Source organism: Streptosporangium sp. NPDC053982 (assembly GCF_055585205.1).
The window spans coordinates 293,298-310,612 of sequence record NZ_JBVJKQ010000013.1 but is presented as its reverse complement, the minus strand read 5'-3'; the positions used below and the strand labels follow the sequence as shown (position 1 = coordinate 310,612).

Genomic DNA, 17,315 nt, shown 5'->3' with positions numbered 1-17,315 from the left:
GCAATAGTTCTTGGTGAACATGCTCATTCATTCAGCATGACGCAACTCTCCCCCGAGGGTCAATCGCCGGGAAGTCTCGGTTTGGCCGAGATTGCAACCTTTACTGTCTTTTCCGTTACCCATAGTGTATGTACAATCATCGCTCCTCCGTAGAATACTGCATCGAAGCAGAGGATAGCCAGCAGGCGATTCTGTGCAGTTTCATAGTCCATAAGGAGAGCGAGAAGAGAGAAGAGAGTTGTACAGGCCACCCAGCGCATGCTTCTGGTATAGGATCCAAATAGGTGAGGCCAATGCTTGGTCTGACGCAATATCTCAAAACGTGGTGAGCTCACGTAGGTCATCGCTATCGTAATTGCTGCGATTATAAATCCGAGCAGTGTGCCATGTAAACCCAAGATTGCCGCATACAATTCCTTGCGGCGCCCCTCCAGCATTTCTTGCGTAAAGCTATCGAAGATCGGGAGGAGCGACAGCTTGTATGTGACAGTGGACGCGATAATAAATACTAGAAGCTCTTTAAGGAACAGTGGAACTCGCCCTCGTCGCACTGTCTTTGCCTTTCAGGAGATGAGCTCAGCACTCAGAGGACAGACTAGCCGACGACGCCGACAAAAGATCTTCATAAATGTCGCGGTAGGCCTCCACGATCGTCCGATATGCATCCCTACTATCGAGAACCCTTGATCTTGCGGTCAATCGCAGTATTGATCTTTTACTGATCAAGTGATCCGCTAGGAGGTTGATTTCATCAACTTTCCCAGTAGCATCATCGACGATTGCAGCTCTTAGTTCTTCTGTTTGTTCATGCAGGTCTTCCCGACTTATGATCTTACGCAGGAACTCGGTCAGCTCTGGCTTGAGGTTTGTTCTTTTGTAAGGCTCGGGCTGCAACACTATGCCCACGGTCGCTGCGCCACTGCCCGTAGCTGCAGCTTCGAGGGCCTTTCCTAGGGATTCATTTGCCTCGGATATGGCGGCGATATAGGACCGACGCACTCGCATCGTAAGTTTGCGAATAGACTTCCTTCCTTGCAGCTGACTGGCCACATTATGGCGAAGAAGCGCTTCCAATGTGAAGCGAGTTACAGATCCAGATAGGGCGTACTGGACGTACGATGGCAGTCGTGTTGCCCGGGGTCCGTAGTAGTTATGTTCTACACCTACGATGCCGCTTGGAAAAACGCATATATGCGACATCTCACATATACCTTCATTGTCCTCGAGCGAAAGATTGCGCAGCCTGCCACCGAATTCAGATTGAGGTAACCCATTCTTTCGAATAGATCCCAGGCGCATCCTGGTAATTTCCGACACGTCATCTACCCATGCGCAAAGGGCGTTTCCGTCCGCCTGTGTCATGTACCGGGCGCTGTCAGAATCAAATGGCAGGTCCTCGATTGCTTTAAATGCGGCAGCTAGTTCCATGTCGACGTTTCTTGGAACTCCAGAGTCATCAGCTCCCGCATCGATCCGGTAGAAATAGATATTGCGCTCGACGGTCGCAGGGCTCTGGCTTCGTGCGGTAGTTCGACGGGACTGAGGGCTCATAGGTCTAGAATGCCACTAGAAGAGGTACCCTGACATGCCTTAACCAATTTCGGGGCGAAATGTCCAGATTGCGAATGGAAGCCATTCTCCGAGATGTCTGAATTGAGGCATGAGCGGCAGGTTTAGTCCTTGATGGTTATGATCATCCTATTTATCCTGTTGGTCAAGCCTGTCGCAGTCGTCGGCGGAACGTGCCTGGCCACGCCGGAGACCAGAGCTCGTTCTCGTCAGAGGAGCGATGATGCGCTAGAGGCTATTTGTCGCGCATCTTAAGCCTGCAAAGGTCGCCCCTCGCGGTATGGAGCGCTTGCTGGGGCATCTAAGCCATGTTCAACGCCATAGCCATCGTCGTCCCCTTCCCTTGATCGAGGTCCTGCCGCGTCGCTTCCGGTGCTCGGGCCTGGCAGCCCTGCGCTCCGGGTCGACTTGCCACCGGATGACGTGGTTCCGCTCCTGATCGGCGCCGGGGAGATGTGGGGGACGATCTTGCGTAGCCATCACGTTGCGTTGGCTATTTGCCCAGTTCAAGCCAGCTGAGTGGACAGGATGAACCCCACTCTCCTAAAGCGGGTGTCGCATGTTCGAATCATGCCGGGGGCACTCTTCCTGGATGAGAACTCCGGCGCCTCTCAGCCTGGTGTCCAGACGGCAGGTAGGAGTTCTGTCGCCCTTCGGTAGGCGTCCTTGAGGAATGCGTGCCGACGGGCCGGGGTCGTGCCGGTCTGGGCTATGAGGACTTCGCGTAGCGGGTGGCGTGACTCGATGAGGTCGTTGTTGCGCTGTTCGAGCCACGGCATCCAGGACTCGTGCGGTGCCCGGTCCCGCTTCTCGTCGTTGCAGGGCTTGCAGGACAGCACCAGATTCCAGACGGTGTCGACGTCAGGGCCCTTCCAGTCGCGGGTGAGCAGTTTCCAGGGCAGGACGTGCTCGACGATGGGGCCGCTGCTCTCCTGGACCATGAGCTCGTTGCAGTAGGCGCAGCGGCCGTCCTGGTATCCGTTGAGGGCGGGGACGACTCCGGTGACGCTCTTGCGGCGCTGCTTGGTCCGCAGGACCAGGTGCCGGGTGCTGGAGTCGTAGACCAGCTGGGGGACGGAGTCATGGACCAGCCGGACGCCGGAGTCGTGGACCAGTTGGACGCTGGGATCGTGGACCTGCTGGATGCCGGAGTCGCGGGCCGGCGAGGGGGCGAGTACGGCGCCGGAGATGCCGGTCGCCCAGGCCGTCTCCACCAGCCGCCACCGGGCGGCGGTCTCGGCGTCGAGGTCGGGGGCGTGCACCGACCGGGCGAGTTCGAGGAGTTCGTCGCGCAGTACCAGGCCCGGGGAGACGGAGTTCTTGCGCCGGTCCTCGTAGTAGCGCACCGGTGCCTGGTCGCTGCCGAGCTTGGGGAAGGCGTCGATGACGTTGGCGAAGCCGAGCTGGACGGTTCGCCGGTGCAGCGGGTCGAGGTCGATCTCGCCGGCGTTGAACGCGCGGCAGGCATCCAGGAACTTACTGCGGTCGGAGGTGCCCTGCCGGGGCTGACGCTGGAGGGCCTGGCAGAGCAGTTCCGCATACCGCGGCGCCAACTCGTCCAGCGTGACACGGTTACGACCGGTGGCGGCCATTTCAAGCAGGGTCGCGCCGAAGGCGAACTTGTAGGTGGCCGAGTTGGCACCGTACAAGACGATTGCACGCCATACGCTCTCACCGGTGACCACGCCGCGCTGGTAGTCCACATGCGGAGTATCCGTCAGGAGGGCGACATTTTTATGGAAAAACGGACAATAACGTACGGCAAGCTGGTCCGCGATCGGATCCCGGAGATCATCGAGGCCGACGGCGCGACGACCGAGGTGCGCGTTCTCGACGAGTCGGAGCTGGTCCCCGCCTTGATGGCCAAGCTCGCCGAAGAGACCGAAGAGCTGCGCGAGGCCGGACCCGCCGATCGCCTGGAGGAGCTGGCCGACGTCTACGAGGTGCTGGCGGCCCTCACTGGAGCGCTCGGATTCTCTGAGGAGCAGGTCCGGGAGGCGGGACACCTCAAGCGGGCCGAACGGGGCGGCTTCAGTCGCCGGCTGTGGCTCAACGAGGTATCCGGTTGATCGAGATTTAGGCGATGACGGTCGCCGGACATGGCTCGCGCTGTCGTGAGCCGGGTCAGCCGGCGGCCGTACGGCTCCGGCTTGCCGGGTATCCGGTGCGCTCAGGAGGACCACGCCGCGAGGAGTTCGGCGGGGCTGTACGCGGTGTCGAGTCCCGCCAATCGGTCCCGTTGCGTGATACGGCGATCACCAGCACGGGGGCGGCGTGAGCGCGGCGCGGTGGCGGTGCGGTGCCGCGAGATGGTGCCGGTCGAACCGACATCGTGCCGGTCGAACGGGGAGTTCTCCAGCCACTTCACCGAGCCGACGAACAGCGGTCCCCGGGTCGGACAGGGTTCCCGTCCTGCCTGACCGCGGCTTCGCGGGCGTTCGCCTCGGCCTGCTCCCCTTCGGTGAGACTTCGCCGACCCCGTTTTGTCGGTGCCGCAGTGTGTTCTTCACTCCACCCTCGAAAGGAGTCACAGGCATGCATGACGACGAGTCGGCGTTACAGGACGCGGCTGAGGATGGTTCGCCCAAAGAGGTCGCGGAGCTGGCCAGCCGGGTGGAGGACGTCGACGCCATGTATGAGGGCCGTACCGCTCTCTGGGTCGCCGTGTACGAGGGGCGTCACGAGAACGCCCGCGTTCTGGTGGCCGCCGGGGCCGACCCGTGGAAGCCGATGATGAGCGGCTGGTCGCCCGGACGCCTCAGCCTGGCCGGTCCGGAACCGGACCTGTTCGGCCGTCCCGCCGGGGTGAGCGGGCTGACGGATGACGAGGCCGCCGCGGTGGTGGAGGCGGAACGGCTGAGCGCGGCGCTGGGCGAGTTCTACTACGAGGGCACCGGGCTGGCGTGCGTGGCCGGGATCGACGCGGCCGAGGCGACGCGGCGGCTGGAGGCCATGGCCGAGGACGTGGACCCCGAGGAGTTCCTCGACGAGATCGACCCCTTCGATGACGAGTCGATGGCCTACGTCGGCGTCACCGACGTGCCCGGCGGCTGCGTCGTCACCCAGCCCTGGGGATACATACCGCAGGCCTCCGGTATCAGCAGGCGGCTGTCCGTGGGGACCGTCTGTTACGGCCTCTACGCCAATCCCAAGAGCGGCAACCAGGGCAGCATCGTTCGTGACGGCGAGATCGTCGGGTGGGACCTGCATCCCGGTGGAGCTCCCTGGGAGGACGACGGGCCCCTTGAGGTCCTTTTCTCCTACCTCTACCGGTACGACGCGGTCGCCTACTCCTGCGCCTACGCGGGTCTGCGGCTGACCGACGCGCGAGCGGTCACCGGCCCGCCTGACGCGTGGCTGCGTCTGCCGGAGCGCGACCACTGGGACTGACCTCGCCTTTCTCACGGGCCGGGCCTGTTTCCCGAGCCCTATCACGGGCCGGGCCCACTGTCCGAGCCCTCTCACGGGCCGGGCCCGCCGCCCGAGCACCGTTCCACTCAAGATCGAATATCGACAGGATGTGTGACATGCAGGACTGGATGGTTGATTTCGCCGAGTACGTCCGGGAGTTGTTACCCGAGGAGCTCGCCGAGCCGTTCGTCGCTCTGGCTCGTCCGGCCGTCCGGCTGTCGATCGCCGAGGAGGGCGAGACCGTCGTCGGTCGGCTGGGCGGCCTGCCTCGGCTGCCCGCCGGAGTGCCGTGGCCGGGCACCGAAGACGGCGGTTCGGGGATGGAGTTCCTCGCCGAGTTGGACTGCGCGGCGCTGGCGGCGTATGAGTCGGACATCGGCCTGCCCACCGAGGGCGCGCTGCTGTTCTTCGCCACCTGGGAGGGTACGGCCGCACAGGTGATCCTGCTTCCGCCCGGGGCCGTACGCGTGCCCGAGAAGGAGGCGCCCGTCCGCTGGGAGGCGCAGGTGTTCCCCGAGGTGCCGCTGACCGCCGAGACCGTGGTCACCTGGCCGACGCGCGGGCATGACGAGCTGGTCAGGCTGGGTGACGACTTCTGGGATCGCATCGTGGGAGAGGACCCCTGGGAGACCTTCGGCGACATGCTCGCCGACTTCGCCGAGGCGGAGGGCGGCCGGGCGCACCGGGTCGGCGGTTACTCCGACGCCCTGCACCAGCCGGTCGAGGCCGCCGCCGCGTACGCGGTGGCCGGGGTGGACCCGAAGGATCCCGGCTTCGCGGCGGAGGCGTCCCGGTGGGTCAACCTGCTCCAGCTCGACGAGGACAACGGGATGATGTTCGGAGACGGAGGGATCCTGATCTTCGGCATCCGCCGGGACCGGCTCGCCGCCCGCGACTTCGGCCAGGTCTTCCCCTACCTCCAAGGGCACTGACGCCGGCCGCTCTCCTCACACCGGGAGGGGCCGCGGCCGCGGCCCCCGGCGGGTGTTCGTCAGCCGGTGCCGCCGGGCACCACGGTGACCGGCGGCGTGGTGACCGTCAGCCGGTGCTGCCGGTCACCGTGGTGCCGGACTTGGTGATGTTGTAGGTGATCTTCGTGCCGCTCCAGAAGTGGAAGGTGAGGGTGACGCGGCCGTCGTTGACCTCGGCGAAGAACTCGGGCTTCAGGATGATGGTGTTCGCGGTGTAGTCGGGCTGGAAGTGCTCCCAGAAGTGCTTGTACGGGGTCCAGTTGGCCGGTCCCGCCGGGCTGCCGTCGGCGTACTTGGCCTCCATCGTGGCGAGCTGGTCGCCGCGGAACTGGGTGGGGATGGTGAACGAGCCAGTCGTGCCGGTAGCGGCGGCCTGGGTCGGCGGGTCGGAGGTGATGACGCTGATCTGCCACGGCACGCCCTGGGAGAAGCGGGCCTCGATGGTGGCGTTCACGCCGTAGGCGCGGTTGCCGGCAAGCCGGGTGAGGGCCGCCGCGGTGAGGGTCAGGGTGTTGCCGGACACGGTGTAGTCGGTGCCGGCGGCGAGTTTGGCGCCGCCCTGCCACAGGCCCTGGAACGAGGTGCCGTTGGGGTTGAGCGTGAGCGTCCTGGCGGTGATCGAGCCGCTGCGGGGGACGTACACCTGGTCGGACGAGGCGGTGCCGGAGCGCGTGGTCCAGCTGGCCTTCATCATCTCGTAGACGCCCTGGTCACGCCATCGCAGCTCGTTGCGGTTCAGGAACTGGCCCGCGTCCCAGAGCATGGTGGTGAGCTTCCGGGTGCGGGCGTGGTAGCCGACGGCTTCGAGATACTTCAGGAACTCGCCGCGTTCGATGATCCCGGGCCGGGTGTGGTCGTAGTCGAGCAGCGCCCACTCTCCGATGATCACGGGGATCCCGCGGGAGACGAAAGTGTCGCGCACCCGGTCGAAGGTGCCGACCAGGTCCTGTTCGACGTCGCTGTTGTAGGTGGTGCCGCCGGCGATGTTGACGCTGAACGGCCACCACCCGTAGAAGTGCACGGTCGCAGCGAGGTTGGGGTCCTTCAGCTGGTCGAAGGTGGCCTTCAGCGCGTCCAGCCGGGCCTGCTCGCCGCTGGTGTGCAGGGTGGGCAGCACGAGCAGCCGGGTGGCGTTGCCGCCGCCGGTCCCGCGCACGAGGCGGACGAACTCGGTGTTGAGCTCGTTCACCACCTGGTCGCTCGCCGCGTCTCCTGAGGTGCCGGTGAACTGCGGTTCGTTGATGCTCTCGAACACCAGCTTGGAGGAGTGGTCGCGGAACGTGCCGGCGATCTGCTTCCACAGCGCGGTGTACCGGTTCATCACGGTCGTACGGTCGCCGGGGTAGGTGTTGATCCACTGCCAGGAGTCGTGATGCAGGTTGATCATCACGTAGAAGCCCTCCGCCAGGGACCAGTCGACGATCTCGCGGACGCGGTTCAGCCAGGCGGCGTCGATGGTGTGGTCGGGAGCCGGGCCGTAGTGGTTGCTCCAGGTCACCGGGATCCGGATGCTGTTGTAGCCCTGGGATCGCACGTGGTGCAGCAGGGCCCGGGTCGTCAGCGGGTTGCCCCATGCCGTCTCGTCGGGGATGGCGTCGAGTGTGTTGCCCAGGTTCCAGCCGGGCTGCATCGCGGCCACCGTGGCCATCGCGTCGCCCGGCCGCGGGGACGTCGTCGGCGAGGGGCTCGAGCTGGGCGACGTCGTCGGCGTCGCGCTGGGGGACGGCGTTCCGCCGGTGCCTCCGGTGCAGGTGACGCCGTTGAGTGTGAACGCGGCCGGGGCGGCGTTGCTCCCGGACCACGATCCGTTGAAGCCGAAGGAGACCGTCCCGTTGGTCGCGACGGCCGCGTTGTAGCTCGCGTTCGCCGCGGTGACCTGCGCGCCCGAGGAGGTGACCGTCGCGTTCCACGCCTGGGTGACCTTCTGGCCCGAGGGGAACGTCCAGGCCAGACGCCAGCCGTTGATCGGGTCGCCGAGGTTGGTGACGTTCACGTTCGCGGTGAAGCCGCCCGTCCACTGGGTCGTGACCTCGTACGCCACCCGGCAGCCCGCGGCCGCCTGAGCGTTGACGGCCGTCGTCATCCCCGCGGCGAGCAGTACGGCCAGCGTGCCGACGACCATGCGCGCCCGCAGCCGGGCTCTTCGGAGGAATTGCGGATTCAAGAGCGCTCCCTTGCCTTGTACGGGTCGGCGCGAGCCGGCCGCCGGTGGTGACGTGAGGGGTGAGACGCCGACACGAGGGCGATCCCGACCGTGCAACAGAAACACGATGCGCGCGGAAACATAACATGACGACTTTCCATGGACCACTGCTCGCCGAATGGCGGCCGGAGCGATGTGCGGGCCATTTCACCAGCACGTACTTCGGGAGGCGATCCCCTGATCTGTGCCGCAGGTCAGCGACGGTGTCGCCGCCTTCTTCCGCACTCTGGTCCCATACGCGGAGAAGAAGGCATAGAAAGTTTCTAAGCCATTGCTCTGAAAATTTCAGGCTCGATGACCGTGTGACCGGGTGAGCGGAAGCCTCCCGGTCCCGGCGAGCGGCGATCAGATGGCGAAGATCACCAGAACGGTGAGGCCGATGCTCAGTGCGATGAGGACCGGCGTCCTCCCCTGCTCGGCGGCCTCCCTCCGAGAGGAGACCACCAGCACCGCGCCCACGGCCACCGCCGCCGCCAGGTGCAGGCCGTACCACAGGGGACAAGACAGGCTGGGCGATCGGCATCGTCCGGCCTTTCCCGGGTGGGTACGGCGCGGCGTCAGCCGGTGACGAGGGTGGTGAGCGTGAGGGTCTCCTCGCCCGAGGGGCCGGCGAGGCGTACGGACAGCTCCCACCCGCCGCCCATGGAGAACAGGTCGCCCTCCGCGACGAAGTGACCGGGGGCGGTCTTCCTGGCCGTGACCTCGGGCATCGCGTGGCCCATGGCGGGCATCACGGCGGCGACGGTGACCGTGTCGGCCTCTCCCCTGTCCAGCCGTACGTCGATCGTGTTCCGGTCGGCGGTGACGGTGACGGCGTAGTGGGCGCCCGCCGTGGTCACCGGGTCTCCGCCTGAGGCGCGGGCGGCGAAGAACACGATGATCACGACCCCCAGAATCCCGACGAGCTCTAGGCCGCCCAGACCTCGCCGGGCTTTCTTCCGGATCATCGGGGGACCTCCACGGTGAAGGGCACGGTGGTGATGCCGCGGTCTGTGGCGTACTGCGCCCAGGCGAAGTAGCGACCCGGCGCGGGGAAGCCGAATGTGAAGCGCAACCGGCTGCCGGGCGTCCCCATCTCGTGGACGTGGCCGAGGAATTCACCGTCCTCGGCGCGCACGATGAGGTGCCCCGCCATTCCGAGCCACGGCTTCGGTGTCCCGCTCGTGACCACCTGGATGGTGGCGGGCCGTCCCGACTGCGGTACGGCGGGCGTCATCGTCACCGTCCCCGCCTCGGCGCCGCGGATCCCGGGGCCGGGTGAGGACGCGGGGTCCGGGTCTCCGGCACCGGACGGGGCCGTGGCGTCCCGGGGCTTCGGACCGGTCGACGCGGTGGCGTCCCGGATCACCGGGTCGGGCGGGGCCGTGGCGTCCCGGCCGTCTGAGGCGTCTCCTGTCTCGGGCGGGGCCGTCGCGTCCCGGGCGTCCGGGTCGGGGGAGGTCGTCGGGGGGCTTTCCGGGCCGGCGACCGTGAAGGAGCCGGTGAGGAGCTGGCCGCCCGAGTCGGTGCGTTCGAGTTCGACGTAGGCGAGATAGCGGCCGGGACGGTCGGCGCGCAGCCGAGCCTCCAGCCGGCCCGGCGCGGTGCGCAGCGGATGGACGTGGCGGAAGTAGCGGCCGTCCTCGCTGGTGACCACCAGGTGGGCCATGGCCTCGTGGTGGACGGCGAGGTCGTCGACGGGCCGCCCGGTGGACCCGTCGAACAGTTCCACGCGCGTCACGAACTCCTCCCCCGCCGCCGGGTGGGCGGGGACCGTGCTCACCATCCGCTGGACGTACGGCCTGCCGAGCGCGGAGCCCGTGGGCCGGGGCTCGGCGCCGTCCGGCGACCCGGCGGGCAGCCAGGGTTCGAGGACCACGATCAGCGCGGCGACCGAGATCCCCGCGGCGGCGACCGCGGTCACGACGAACGCCGGTCTGCCGCGCCGGTTGAACGCCCCGCTGAGCAGGCCGCCCACCAGGAGCAGACCGGCCGTGAAAAGGCCGCCGTAGATCAGGTACTCCCACCCGGAGCCGCGGTCCACCAGGACCCGGAACGGGATCGTCGCGATCTCGCCTCCGGCGGCGACGGTCAGCTCGTGCGGCCCGGTCTCCTCGACCCGCAGCTGGGAGGGGCGGCCGGGCGCCACTGTGCCGTGCGTGACGCGCCCGTCGGTCATCGATCGGAGCCGCAGGTCCAGCGCCGGGGCGGTGGGGAATCCGACCACCTCGACGCGCAGCGGCCCCGGAACGCGGGTCGTGGCCTTGATGACGAGGGTCAGCTCGGCGCCCGCGATCGTCTGCGCGATCCGCAGGTCCGCCCCCGCCCTGACGTCGTGCGCCACCGCGGGCGACGCCGATGCCACCGTCAGCAGGACGGCCAGGCAGAACAGCCGGAGCAGGCGAAGCGGACCGGCCGGGCGGAGCGACCTAAGCGACCGAAGCGGCCGCAACGGACCGGCCGGGCGGAGCGGTCGGAGCCGTCGGGATCGTCGGAGCCGAAGGGTCATGCCCGTCGGGCGTCCGGCTCATCGGCCTCCGCCCGCGTCGCGTTCGCGGAGAACACGGCGTCCGGCCGGCCGCTCCGTGCGGTTGCCGCGTTCGACGGGGAACCGGCGCCCGCGGGCGTCCCGTCCGAAGGAAGGACGGTCTCCGCGGGTGTCCCGTTCGGGAGGAGGCCCGTCTGCGCGGGCATCGCGTTCGGGAGGAGGCCCGTCCGCGCGGGCACCGCGTTCGGGAGGAACAGGACGCCGAGTGCGAGGCCGATGAGACCCGCCACGATCGGCGCGCCGGTCCAGAGTTCGGGTACGGCGGGCAGCCGTCCCACGACCAGGGAGGCGACCGCGACGTACAGGGACCAGGTGGCGAACGCCGACAGGCCGGCGAAGGCCCAGTAGGCGGCCCGGCGCTCCCGCGAGGGGCGCAGCCACCGGATCAGCAGGTCGCCCACCAGCCCGGCGATGACGAACGTCAGCAGGATCGGCACGTTGCCGAAGGCCGTCTGCGCGCCCGGCATCAGGACGCCCACCAAGGACAGCACGGTCACGCTGCCGAACGGCAGGCGCCACCTCCGCAGGAGGAGCAGCACGGGGGCGAGCAGCATCGCGTTCGTGATGATCATCGATGCGGCCAGGGCGCCGGCGCCGCCGTCGTCCGCGCTGGAGAAGGCCCGGACGACGCTCTCCGCGCCCCACTGGATGGCGTTGCCGTACGACACGAACAGCGACACCAGCGCGGTGCCGAAGCCGAGTCCGACCAGCGCGGGCAGCAGCCGCGACAGACTGGGCCGATCCCCGAGGTCCGGGGCGTTCCAGGCCGAGCGGAGCGGGCTCGTGATGATGAGCATCATCGTCACGATCAGTCCCAGGTGGGAGGGGCTGAACAGGATGTCGACGGTCTGCTCGATGCCCAGGAACGTGTGCCACATCAGGTCGGCGAACCCGAACGCGGCGAACCCCGGGATGGCGAGCAGCCCCGCGAGGTATCCGTCCGGCACCGCGGACAGGCCGCTGCGGCCGGCGCGGACGTTGCGGTAGACCTGCCAGATGATCCACGCCGACACCGCCGCGAACCCCGAGTAGAAGGCCGCGTGCCAGGGCGTGAAGAACGTCTCCAGCTCGGCCAGGTTGCTGTGCGCCCAGGCGTCGATCATCAGCCCGACGCCGAACCAGACGCCGAGCAGCGCCGTGACCATGTCGGTCCGGAGGCTCACCCTCGGGCGTGCCTGCCCGGAGTCCGCGAGCAGCCGCCGTACTCCAGCGTCCACCGCCATCAGTGTGTTCCTTTTCCGTCGATGACTTTTCCGTCGAGCCGATCATCGACGACGGCAGCGGGAGGGGGAACCCGGCTGGCACCCTTCGAAAGGTGCGGTTACCCGCACCCCTCACGCGACCGGGCGTCGCCGGCCGTACGGGGACCGCCTGTCACGCGTTCAGGTAGCGCAGCACCGCCAGTACCCGCCGGTGGTCGTGCGCGCTCGCCTCCAGGTCGAGCTTGGCGAAGATGCTCGTGCAGTGCTTCTCCACGGTGCGCTCGGCGATGGCCAGTCGTTCGGCGATCGCCATGTTCGTGCGTCCCTCGGCCATCAGCCGCAGCACGGCGCGCTCGCGGTCGGTGAGCCGGCCCAGCGGGTCGCCGGGCTGCCGGTGGCGGCCGACGAGCTGCTCGACGACGACCGGGTCCAGCACGGATCCGCCCGACCCCACCCGGCGGATGGCGGCGGCGAACTCCGCCAGGTCCGACACCCGGTCCTTCAGCAGGTAGCCCACTCCCTCGGTGCGGCCGCCGAGCAGCTCGACCGCGTAGCTCACCCGGACGTACTGCGACAGCACGAGCACCCCCACCTCCGGGTGCCGTTCCCGCAGGGTGACGGCGGCGCGCAGCCCCTCGTCGGTGTGCGTGGGCGGCAGCCGGATGTCGAGCACGGCCACCTCGGGCGGGTCCTGTCCCACGTGGGCGAGGAGTTCGCCGGCGTCGTCGACGCACGCCGCCACCGTGAACCCGGACTCGGCCAGCAGACGGGCCAGTCCCTCGCGGAACAGCGTGGAGTCCTCGCAGATCGCTACGCGCACGGCAAAACCACCCTCAGCACGGTTCCCTCCCCCGGGGGACTGTCGATCGTGAGCCTGCCGCCGTTGGCCTCGGCGCGGTCGGCGAGACCCGCGAGCCCCGAACCCCGCGCGGGGTCGGCCCCGCCCGCGCCGTCGTCGCCCACCTCGACCAGGAGGCGGCCTTCGTGGCGGGCGAGCCGTACCCATGCCTTCGACGCGGCGGCGTGCCTGGTCACGTTGGCCAGGGCCTCGTTGACGATGTAGTAGGCCGCGGTCTCCACGGACTGCGGCAGCGGCCCGGCCGCCTCCAGGTCGCAGGTGACGGCGACGGTGACGGGGGAGACGGCGGCCAGCTCCTTGACCGCGCCGGCCAGGCCGCGCTCGGTCAGCACCGGCGGGTGGATGCCGTGGCTGACGGCGCGCAGGTCGTCCAGCGCGGCGAGCACCGCCGTCTTGGCCTCGCCGATCAGCGGTGCGGCCCGTCCGGGGTTCGCGCCGGCGGCCTCGGCCAGTCCGAGCGTCATCGCCACCGACAGCAGCCGCTGCTGCACGCCGTCGTGCAGGTCACGTTCGATCCTGCGGCGTTCGGCCTCGCCCCACTGCAGCATCCGCCGCCGGGAGGCCGCGAGCTGCCGCAGTCTGGCCCGCAGGTCCGCGGTGAGCCGCTCGTTCTCCAGGGCGAGGGCCGCGGCGGCGCACGCGGCCTCGACCAGCAGGGGCTGCTCCAGCAGGGCGGCGTCGTGCACGAGTACGGCGAGCGGCGACTCGCCCTGGTCGACGCGGGTGACGGCCCTGCCCCGCCCCGGATCCAGGTCGACGGGGCGGCCGTCGGCGTCCACGTATCGGTCCTGGTCGGCCGTCCAGTAGCCCACGGTCAGCCCCGGGTCCCGCAGGGTGGCGGCCAGCTCGTCGCGCAACGTGTCCGGCCGTTCGCGTCTGCTCAGGTGGACCACGAGTTCGGCCACCCGTCCGTGGTCCATGCGGCTTCGCATCAGCCCGGCGAGGTACGCCAGCGGGACCGCCGTGAAGGCCGCCAGCATGACGAGCGCGGTGGGGAGCTGCACCGGGTTCGGGGGGAAGAGGTTGGCCACGCGGTCCCCGGTGAAGGCGACCGTGGCGACGATCGACGCGCCGGTGACCGGTGCGATCGCCCTGCGCTGCGCCACGCTGGCCCGCTGCCAGCGTTCGACCGTGAGGACGAGCACCGCGCCGGAGATGAGGACCGTCGCCTGCCAGGACGAGGTGTCGATCGCGACGGCGACGTGCTGGAGCGGCGCGGGCAGCGGAAGGCGGATGAGTGCCTGTGCCACGGACAGCACGAGGGACGCGACGTACGCCAGGCCGGTCACCGCCCGGTACGACACGTGGCCCAGCCTGCCGGTGGGGAAGGCGAGGAACAGGTGGCAGGCGATCCCCGCCCAGACGCCGCACAGTGCCAGCGCCCACAGCGGGTCGCCGGGCAGGAACAGCATCTGCTGGGGGATCCACGCGAGCCCGAGCAGCACCATGAGCGGGCCGATCTGGTTACGCGGGTGCTTCCGGGCGATGACGATGCCGACCGTGAGGAAGGAGAGGCCGGCCAGCGCGCCGAGAGTCCAGATCAGGCCGCTGCGCCGGATGCCGCCCTGGCCGATCCCCAGGCCGGTGACGAACAGCAGCCACGCCGCTCCGGCCGCGACGGCGAGCAAGGCGGTGCCGCCCGTGGAACGCGACGCGGCGACGCGTGCGGAACGTGACACGGTGATGCCGCCCATGGAACGTGACGCGGTGGCGCGTGCGGAACGCGGTGACGCGGTGGTGCCCGTGGAACGCGTGGCCATCTCGCCCACCCCCGATGGGATTGTACGGACGAACCACCTGGAATGCGGCTGATCACGGAATGGCGGCAGGGGGATGTCACCGCCCCCGGCACCACGATCGGCACCGGGGGCGGCGGGAACATGATCGGTCGTCCGTACGGCGGGAATGCGCGGCCGTCATGCCCTGTCGTGTGCGAGGGTCCGCGAGGGTGTCAGCAGCGTGGACAGCGCCCATCGGCCGGGGCCGAGGACCGCGACGAGCAGGAAGCCCCAGCAGAAGAGGGCGGCCTTCTCCCCGCCGTTCTGGATCGGGAACAGCGCGTGGGGCTGGTGGACGGTGAAGTAGGCGAACGCCATGGTGCCCGAGCAGATGACGGCGGCGGTGCGGGCGCCGAGGCCGAGGAGGACGAGGACGCCGCCGACCAGTTCGATGGCCGCGGCCCACCACGAGGGCCACTGTCCGAGGGCGGGCACGTGGCCGCCTTCGGGACCTCCCAGTACGTTGAACAGGGTCGCCGCGCCGTGGCAGGCGAACAGCAGCCCCAGCACGATCCGGTACAGGGCCATGAACAGTCCCTGGCTCCCGGCGGCCGTGTCGGCGGTGACGCCCTTTCTCAGCGGGAGAGAGAGACGCCGTGCCCCCGCCAGGGGACCGAGACGCCGCCCCGGCTCGGGGACCGGCGTTCCGTGTGGTGTGGTGGGAAAGGCTTCATGTGTCGATGACATGCGGATCTGACCCCCAGGTGGAGTCGGAGGGAGAATGGGAGCGCTCCCATGCGACTTTTCAAGATCGGGCCTCGCATGTCAACGGCGCATCGCCCGGGGGCCGGCGCGCGGGTGTTCGCCACCCCTACAACATGGGCGAACACCCGGAGGAATTCTTCGTGATAGTGAAACTTTCAACTATCATGCGAAATTATCGAATCGCATTCGGGAAGAACCCGGGCTCGCCCGGCCGGCGCCGCCCCGCCGTTCGAACCGGTGGACGGGCGACCGGGCGGCTCCGGAGTCACCGGGAGAACCGCGCCGCGGGCTCGCCCGTGAGCCTGCCCGGCGGCAGGCGCCGCCCGCAGACGACGAGCAGCAGGTCCTGCGCCGGGCCCCGGAGCGGTGCCCCCGTGCCGTGGCTCCAGTCGATGTCGGTCGCCTGCAACCTGACCCCCGTGAGGTCGGTCCCGAAGAACGCGATGTTCTTCGGCCGTATCCCGGCCAGCACCATGGCGACCCGCTCCGGCGGAACCCGGCGGTCGAGTCCGAGGCCCACCGTGATGTCGAGCCCATGGATGACGTCGTGCGCGAGCGCCCCCGCGGCGCCCCCTCCCGGCGGCGTCCACGGGTGCTCGACGTTGTCCCGCAGCGAGGCGAGCAGCGTCTCGGGGGACATCGTGGCCGCGTCATGGCGCGCGTGCCGGTCGGCCATGCGGTTGAAGTTCCCGCGTGCCCTCACCAGCCCCAGCAGCGTTCTGCCGAGCGAGGCTCGGAAGGGCATGGTCGTGTGGGCGACGACCTCGCGCACCCGCCACCCCTCGCACAACGTGGGCGCGTCCCACTGTTCCGGGCTCAGGGTGGCGAGCAGATCCGCCTGCTCACCGCGCTCCGCCGCCACCGCCTTGCGGATGTCGTCCTCGGTCATCACGATCTCCTGCCGGTGCCGTTCGTCCTGTGGTCTCGACAGGGGTACGGATCCGGGACCCGAAACTCATCGGTCCTGGCTCCGTACGCCTCCGGCCGCCGCGTACGACCGGTTCACGGTGCCGGCCGGGGGAGAGCCGGAATGTGTCGGCGGCGGCGCGTATGGTCGGGGGATGGTCAAGACGCCGACCGGCGAGGTGTCCCGGCTGGAGCCGTTCCGGACAGAGCTGACCGGTTACTGCTACCGGATGCTCGGCTCCGGCTTCGAGGCCGAGGACGCCGTGCAGGAGACGCTGCTGCGCGCCTGGCGGTCGTTCGACCGCTACGACGAGCGTCGCGCCTCGCTGCGCACCTGGCTCTACGGCATCGCCACCAACGTCTGCGTCGACATGCTGCGCAGCGTCCAGCGTCGCGCCCTGGCCATGGACCTCGGCCCGGCGTCGGAGGCCGGGGCGGGCATCGGCGGGCCGGTGCCGGAGCGGGCCTGGGTCCAGCCGGTTCCGGACGCCCTCGTGTTGCCGCTGGACGGCGATCCGGAGGAGCTGGCCGTACGGCGTGAGACGATCCGCCTGGCGTTCGTCGCCGCGTTGCAGCGCCTGCCGCCCCGGCAGCGGGCCGTGCTGATCCTGCGCGACGTGCTGCGGTGGAAGGCCGAGGAGGTCGCGGCCCTCCTGGAGACCACCGTCGCGTCGGTGACCAGCGCGCTGCAGCGGGCGAGGACGACGCTCCGGGCGGCGGGCGCCGTGCCCGGTGAGCCGTTCCGGCCGTCCGACCCCGCCCAGCGCGAGCTGCTCGCCCGCTACTGCGCCGCGTTCGAACGGCACGACGTCGCCACGCTCGTCGCCCTGCTGCACGAGGACGCGACGCTGTCGATGCCTCCCTTCGCCTGGTGGCTGCGCGGCCGGGAGCAGATCAGGCGGGCGCTGCTGGCCCCCGGCGCGTCCTGCGAGGGCGCGCGGCTCATCCCGGTCGAGGCGAACGGCTCACCGGCGTTCTGGCAGACCAGGCCCGGCCCCGACGGCGTCCACGTCCCGTTCGGGCTGGTCGTCCTCGACGTGTCCGGGGGGCTGGTCACCGGCAGCACCACCCATCTCGACGCCGACCGGCTGCTTCCGCTCTTCGGTCTCCCCGCCGGCGCGTCCATGCCCGCCGGTTCCTCCTTCGCCGCCGAGAACGTCTCCGGCTGACGCGTCCCCGGCCGC

The 17,315-nt window shown here is 69.0% G+C and carries 15 protein-coding genes and 1 tRNA gene; 5 read left to right on the top strand and 11 right to left on the bottom strand.

Going from position 1 to position 17,315, the window contains the following annotated elements; translation table 11 throughout:
- Nucleotides 1-59 precede the first annotated feature (59 nt).
- Both ACZ6W9_RS25280 and ACZ6W9_RS25275 read right to left on the bottom strand, forming a co-directional pair.
- Nucleotides 60-437 (bottom strand): hypothetical protein, encoded by a 378-nt coding sequence (locus tag ACZ6W9_RS25280; RefSeq protein WP_470119956.1) that lies wholly within the window; start codon nucleotides 435-437, stop codon nucleotides 60-62.
- A 139-nt stretch (nucleotides 438-576) separates the two neighbouring features.
- A complete protein-coding gene (locus ACZ6W9_RS25275; protein ID WP_470119954.1) occupies nucleotides 577-1,428 on the bottom strand; it encodes a hypothetical protein in 852 nt (283 codons plus the stop codon).
- A gap of 651 nt (nucleotides 1,429-2,079) precedes the next feature.
- Here ACZ6W9_RS25275 and ACZ6W9_RS25270 point away from each other — a divergent pair.
- Nucleotides 2,080-2,151: transfer RNA gene (locus ACZ6W9_RS25270), tRNA-Arg, on the top strand.
- A 29-nt stretch (nucleotides 2,152-2,180) separates the two neighbouring features.
- Here the strand turns inward: ACZ6W9_RS25270 and ACZ6W9_RS25265 are convergent.
- A complete protein-coding gene (locus tag ACZ6W9_RS25265; RefSeq protein ID WP_470119952.1) occupies nucleotides 2,181-3,272 on the bottom strand; it encodes an HNH endonuclease in 1,092 nt (363 codons plus the stop codon).
- A gap of 33 nt (nucleotides 3,273-3,305) precedes the next feature.
- Here ACZ6W9_RS25265 and ACZ6W9_RS25260 point away from each other — a divergent pair, with 33 nt between their 5' ends.
- From ACZ6W9_RS25260 to ACZ6W9_RS25250, 3 genes are all read left to right on the top strand, one after another.
- On the top strand, nucleotides 3,306-3,638 hold the full coding sequence (locus ACZ6W9_RS25260; RefSeq protein ID WP_470119951.1) for a nucleoside triphosphate pyrophosphohydrolase: 333 nt from the start codon (nucleotides 3,306-3,308) through the stop codon (nucleotides 3,636-3,638).
- A gap of 466 nt (nucleotides 3,639-4,104) precedes the next feature.
- Nucleotides 4,105-4,959: an ankyrin repeat domain-containing protein gene (locus tag ACZ6W9_RS25255; RefSeq protein ID WP_470119949.1), complete on the top strand. Its 855-nt coding sequence runs from the start codon at nucleotides 4,105-4,107 to the stop codon at nucleotides 4,957-4,959.
- Nucleotides 4,960-5,096: 137 nt separating this feature from the next.
- Nucleotides 5,097-5,912 (top strand): YwqG family protein, encoded by an 816-nt coding sequence (locus tag ACZ6W9_RS25250; RefSeq protein WP_470119947.1) that lies wholly within the window; start codon nucleotides 5,097-5,099, stop codon nucleotides 5,910-5,912.
- A 106-nt stretch (nucleotides 5,913-6,018) separates the two neighbouring features.
- Here ACZ6W9_RS25250 and ACZ6W9_RS25245 read toward each other — a convergent pair whose 3' ends face one another.
- The 8 genes from ACZ6W9_RS25245 to ACZ6W9_RS25210 all read right to left on the bottom strand — a co-directional run bounded on the left by ACZ6W9_RS25245 (nucleotide 6,019) and on the right by ACZ6W9_RS25210 (nucleotide 16,114).
- Nucleotides 6,019-8,115: a cellulase family glycosylhydrolase gene (locus ACZ6W9_RS25245; RefSeq protein ID WP_470119945.1), complete on the bottom strand. Its 2,097-nt coding sequence runs from the start codon at nucleotides 8,113-8,115 to the stop codon at nucleotides 6,019-6,021.
- A gap of 596 nt (nucleotides 8,116-8,711) precedes the next feature.
- Nucleotides 8,712-9,038 (bottom strand): hypothetical protein, encoded by a 327-nt coding sequence (locus ACZ6W9_RS25240; protein ID WP_470119943.1) that lies wholly within the window; start codon nucleotides 9,036-9,038, stop codon nucleotides 8,712-8,714.
- 59 nt (nucleotides 9,039-9,097) lie between these two features.
- Nucleotides 9,098-10,498: a hypothetical protein gene (locus ACZ6W9_RS25235; protein WP_470119941.1), complete on the bottom strand. Its 1,401-nt coding sequence runs from the start codon at nucleotides 10,496-10,498 to the stop codon at nucleotides 9,098-9,100.
- Nucleotides 10,499-10,638: 140 nt separating this feature from the next.
- Nucleotides 10,639-11,904 carry a hypothetical protein gene (locus ACZ6W9_RS25230; protein ID WP_470119939.1) on the bottom strand — a complete coding sequence of 422 codons (1,266 nt, stop codon included), beginning with the start codon at nucleotides 11,902-11,904 and terminating at the stop codon, nucleotides 10,639-10,641.
- Nucleotides 11,905-12,055: 151 nt separating this feature from the next.
- Nucleotides 12,056-12,703 (bottom strand): LuxR C-terminal-related transcriptional regulator, encoded by a 648-nt coding sequence (locus ACZ6W9_RS25225; protein WP_389957258.1) that lies wholly within the window; start codon nucleotides 12,701-12,703, stop codon nucleotides 12,056-12,058.
- Nucleotides 12,694-14,421: a sensor histidine kinase gene (locus ACZ6W9_RS25220; protein WP_470119937.1), complete on the bottom strand. Its 1,728-nt coding sequence runs from the start codon at nucleotides 14,419-14,421 to the stop codon at nucleotides 12,694-12,696. Before ACZ6W9_RS25220 ends, ACZ6W9_RS25225 begins: the two co-directional genes overlap by 10 nt.
- Nucleotides 14,422-14,658: 237 nt before the next feature.
- Complete coding sequence (locus ACZ6W9_RS25215; protein ID WP_389957263.1) at nucleotides 14,659-15,048, bottom strand: DoxX family protein; 390 nt, start codon at nucleotides 15,046-15,048, stop codon at nucleotides 14,659-14,661.
- Nucleotides 15,049-15,490: 442 nt separating this feature from the next.
- Complete coding sequence (locus ACZ6W9_RS25210; protein WP_389957265.1) at nucleotides 15,491-16,114, bottom strand: maleylpyruvate isomerase family mycothiol-dependent enzyme; 624 nt, start codon at nucleotides 16,112-16,114, stop codon at nucleotides 15,491-15,493.
- 172 nt (nucleotides 16,115-16,286) lie between these two features.
- On the opposite strand from ACZ6W9_RS25210, the gene ACZ6W9_RS25205 reads away from it, so the two are divergent.
- Nucleotides 16,287-17,300 (top strand): sigma-70 family RNA polymerase sigma factor, encoded by a 1,014-nt coding sequence (locus ACZ6W9_RS25205; protein WP_389957268.1) that lies wholly within the window; start codon nucleotides 16,287-16,289, stop codon nucleotides 17,298-17,300.
- Nucleotides 17,301-17,315 lie beyond the last annotated feature (15 nt).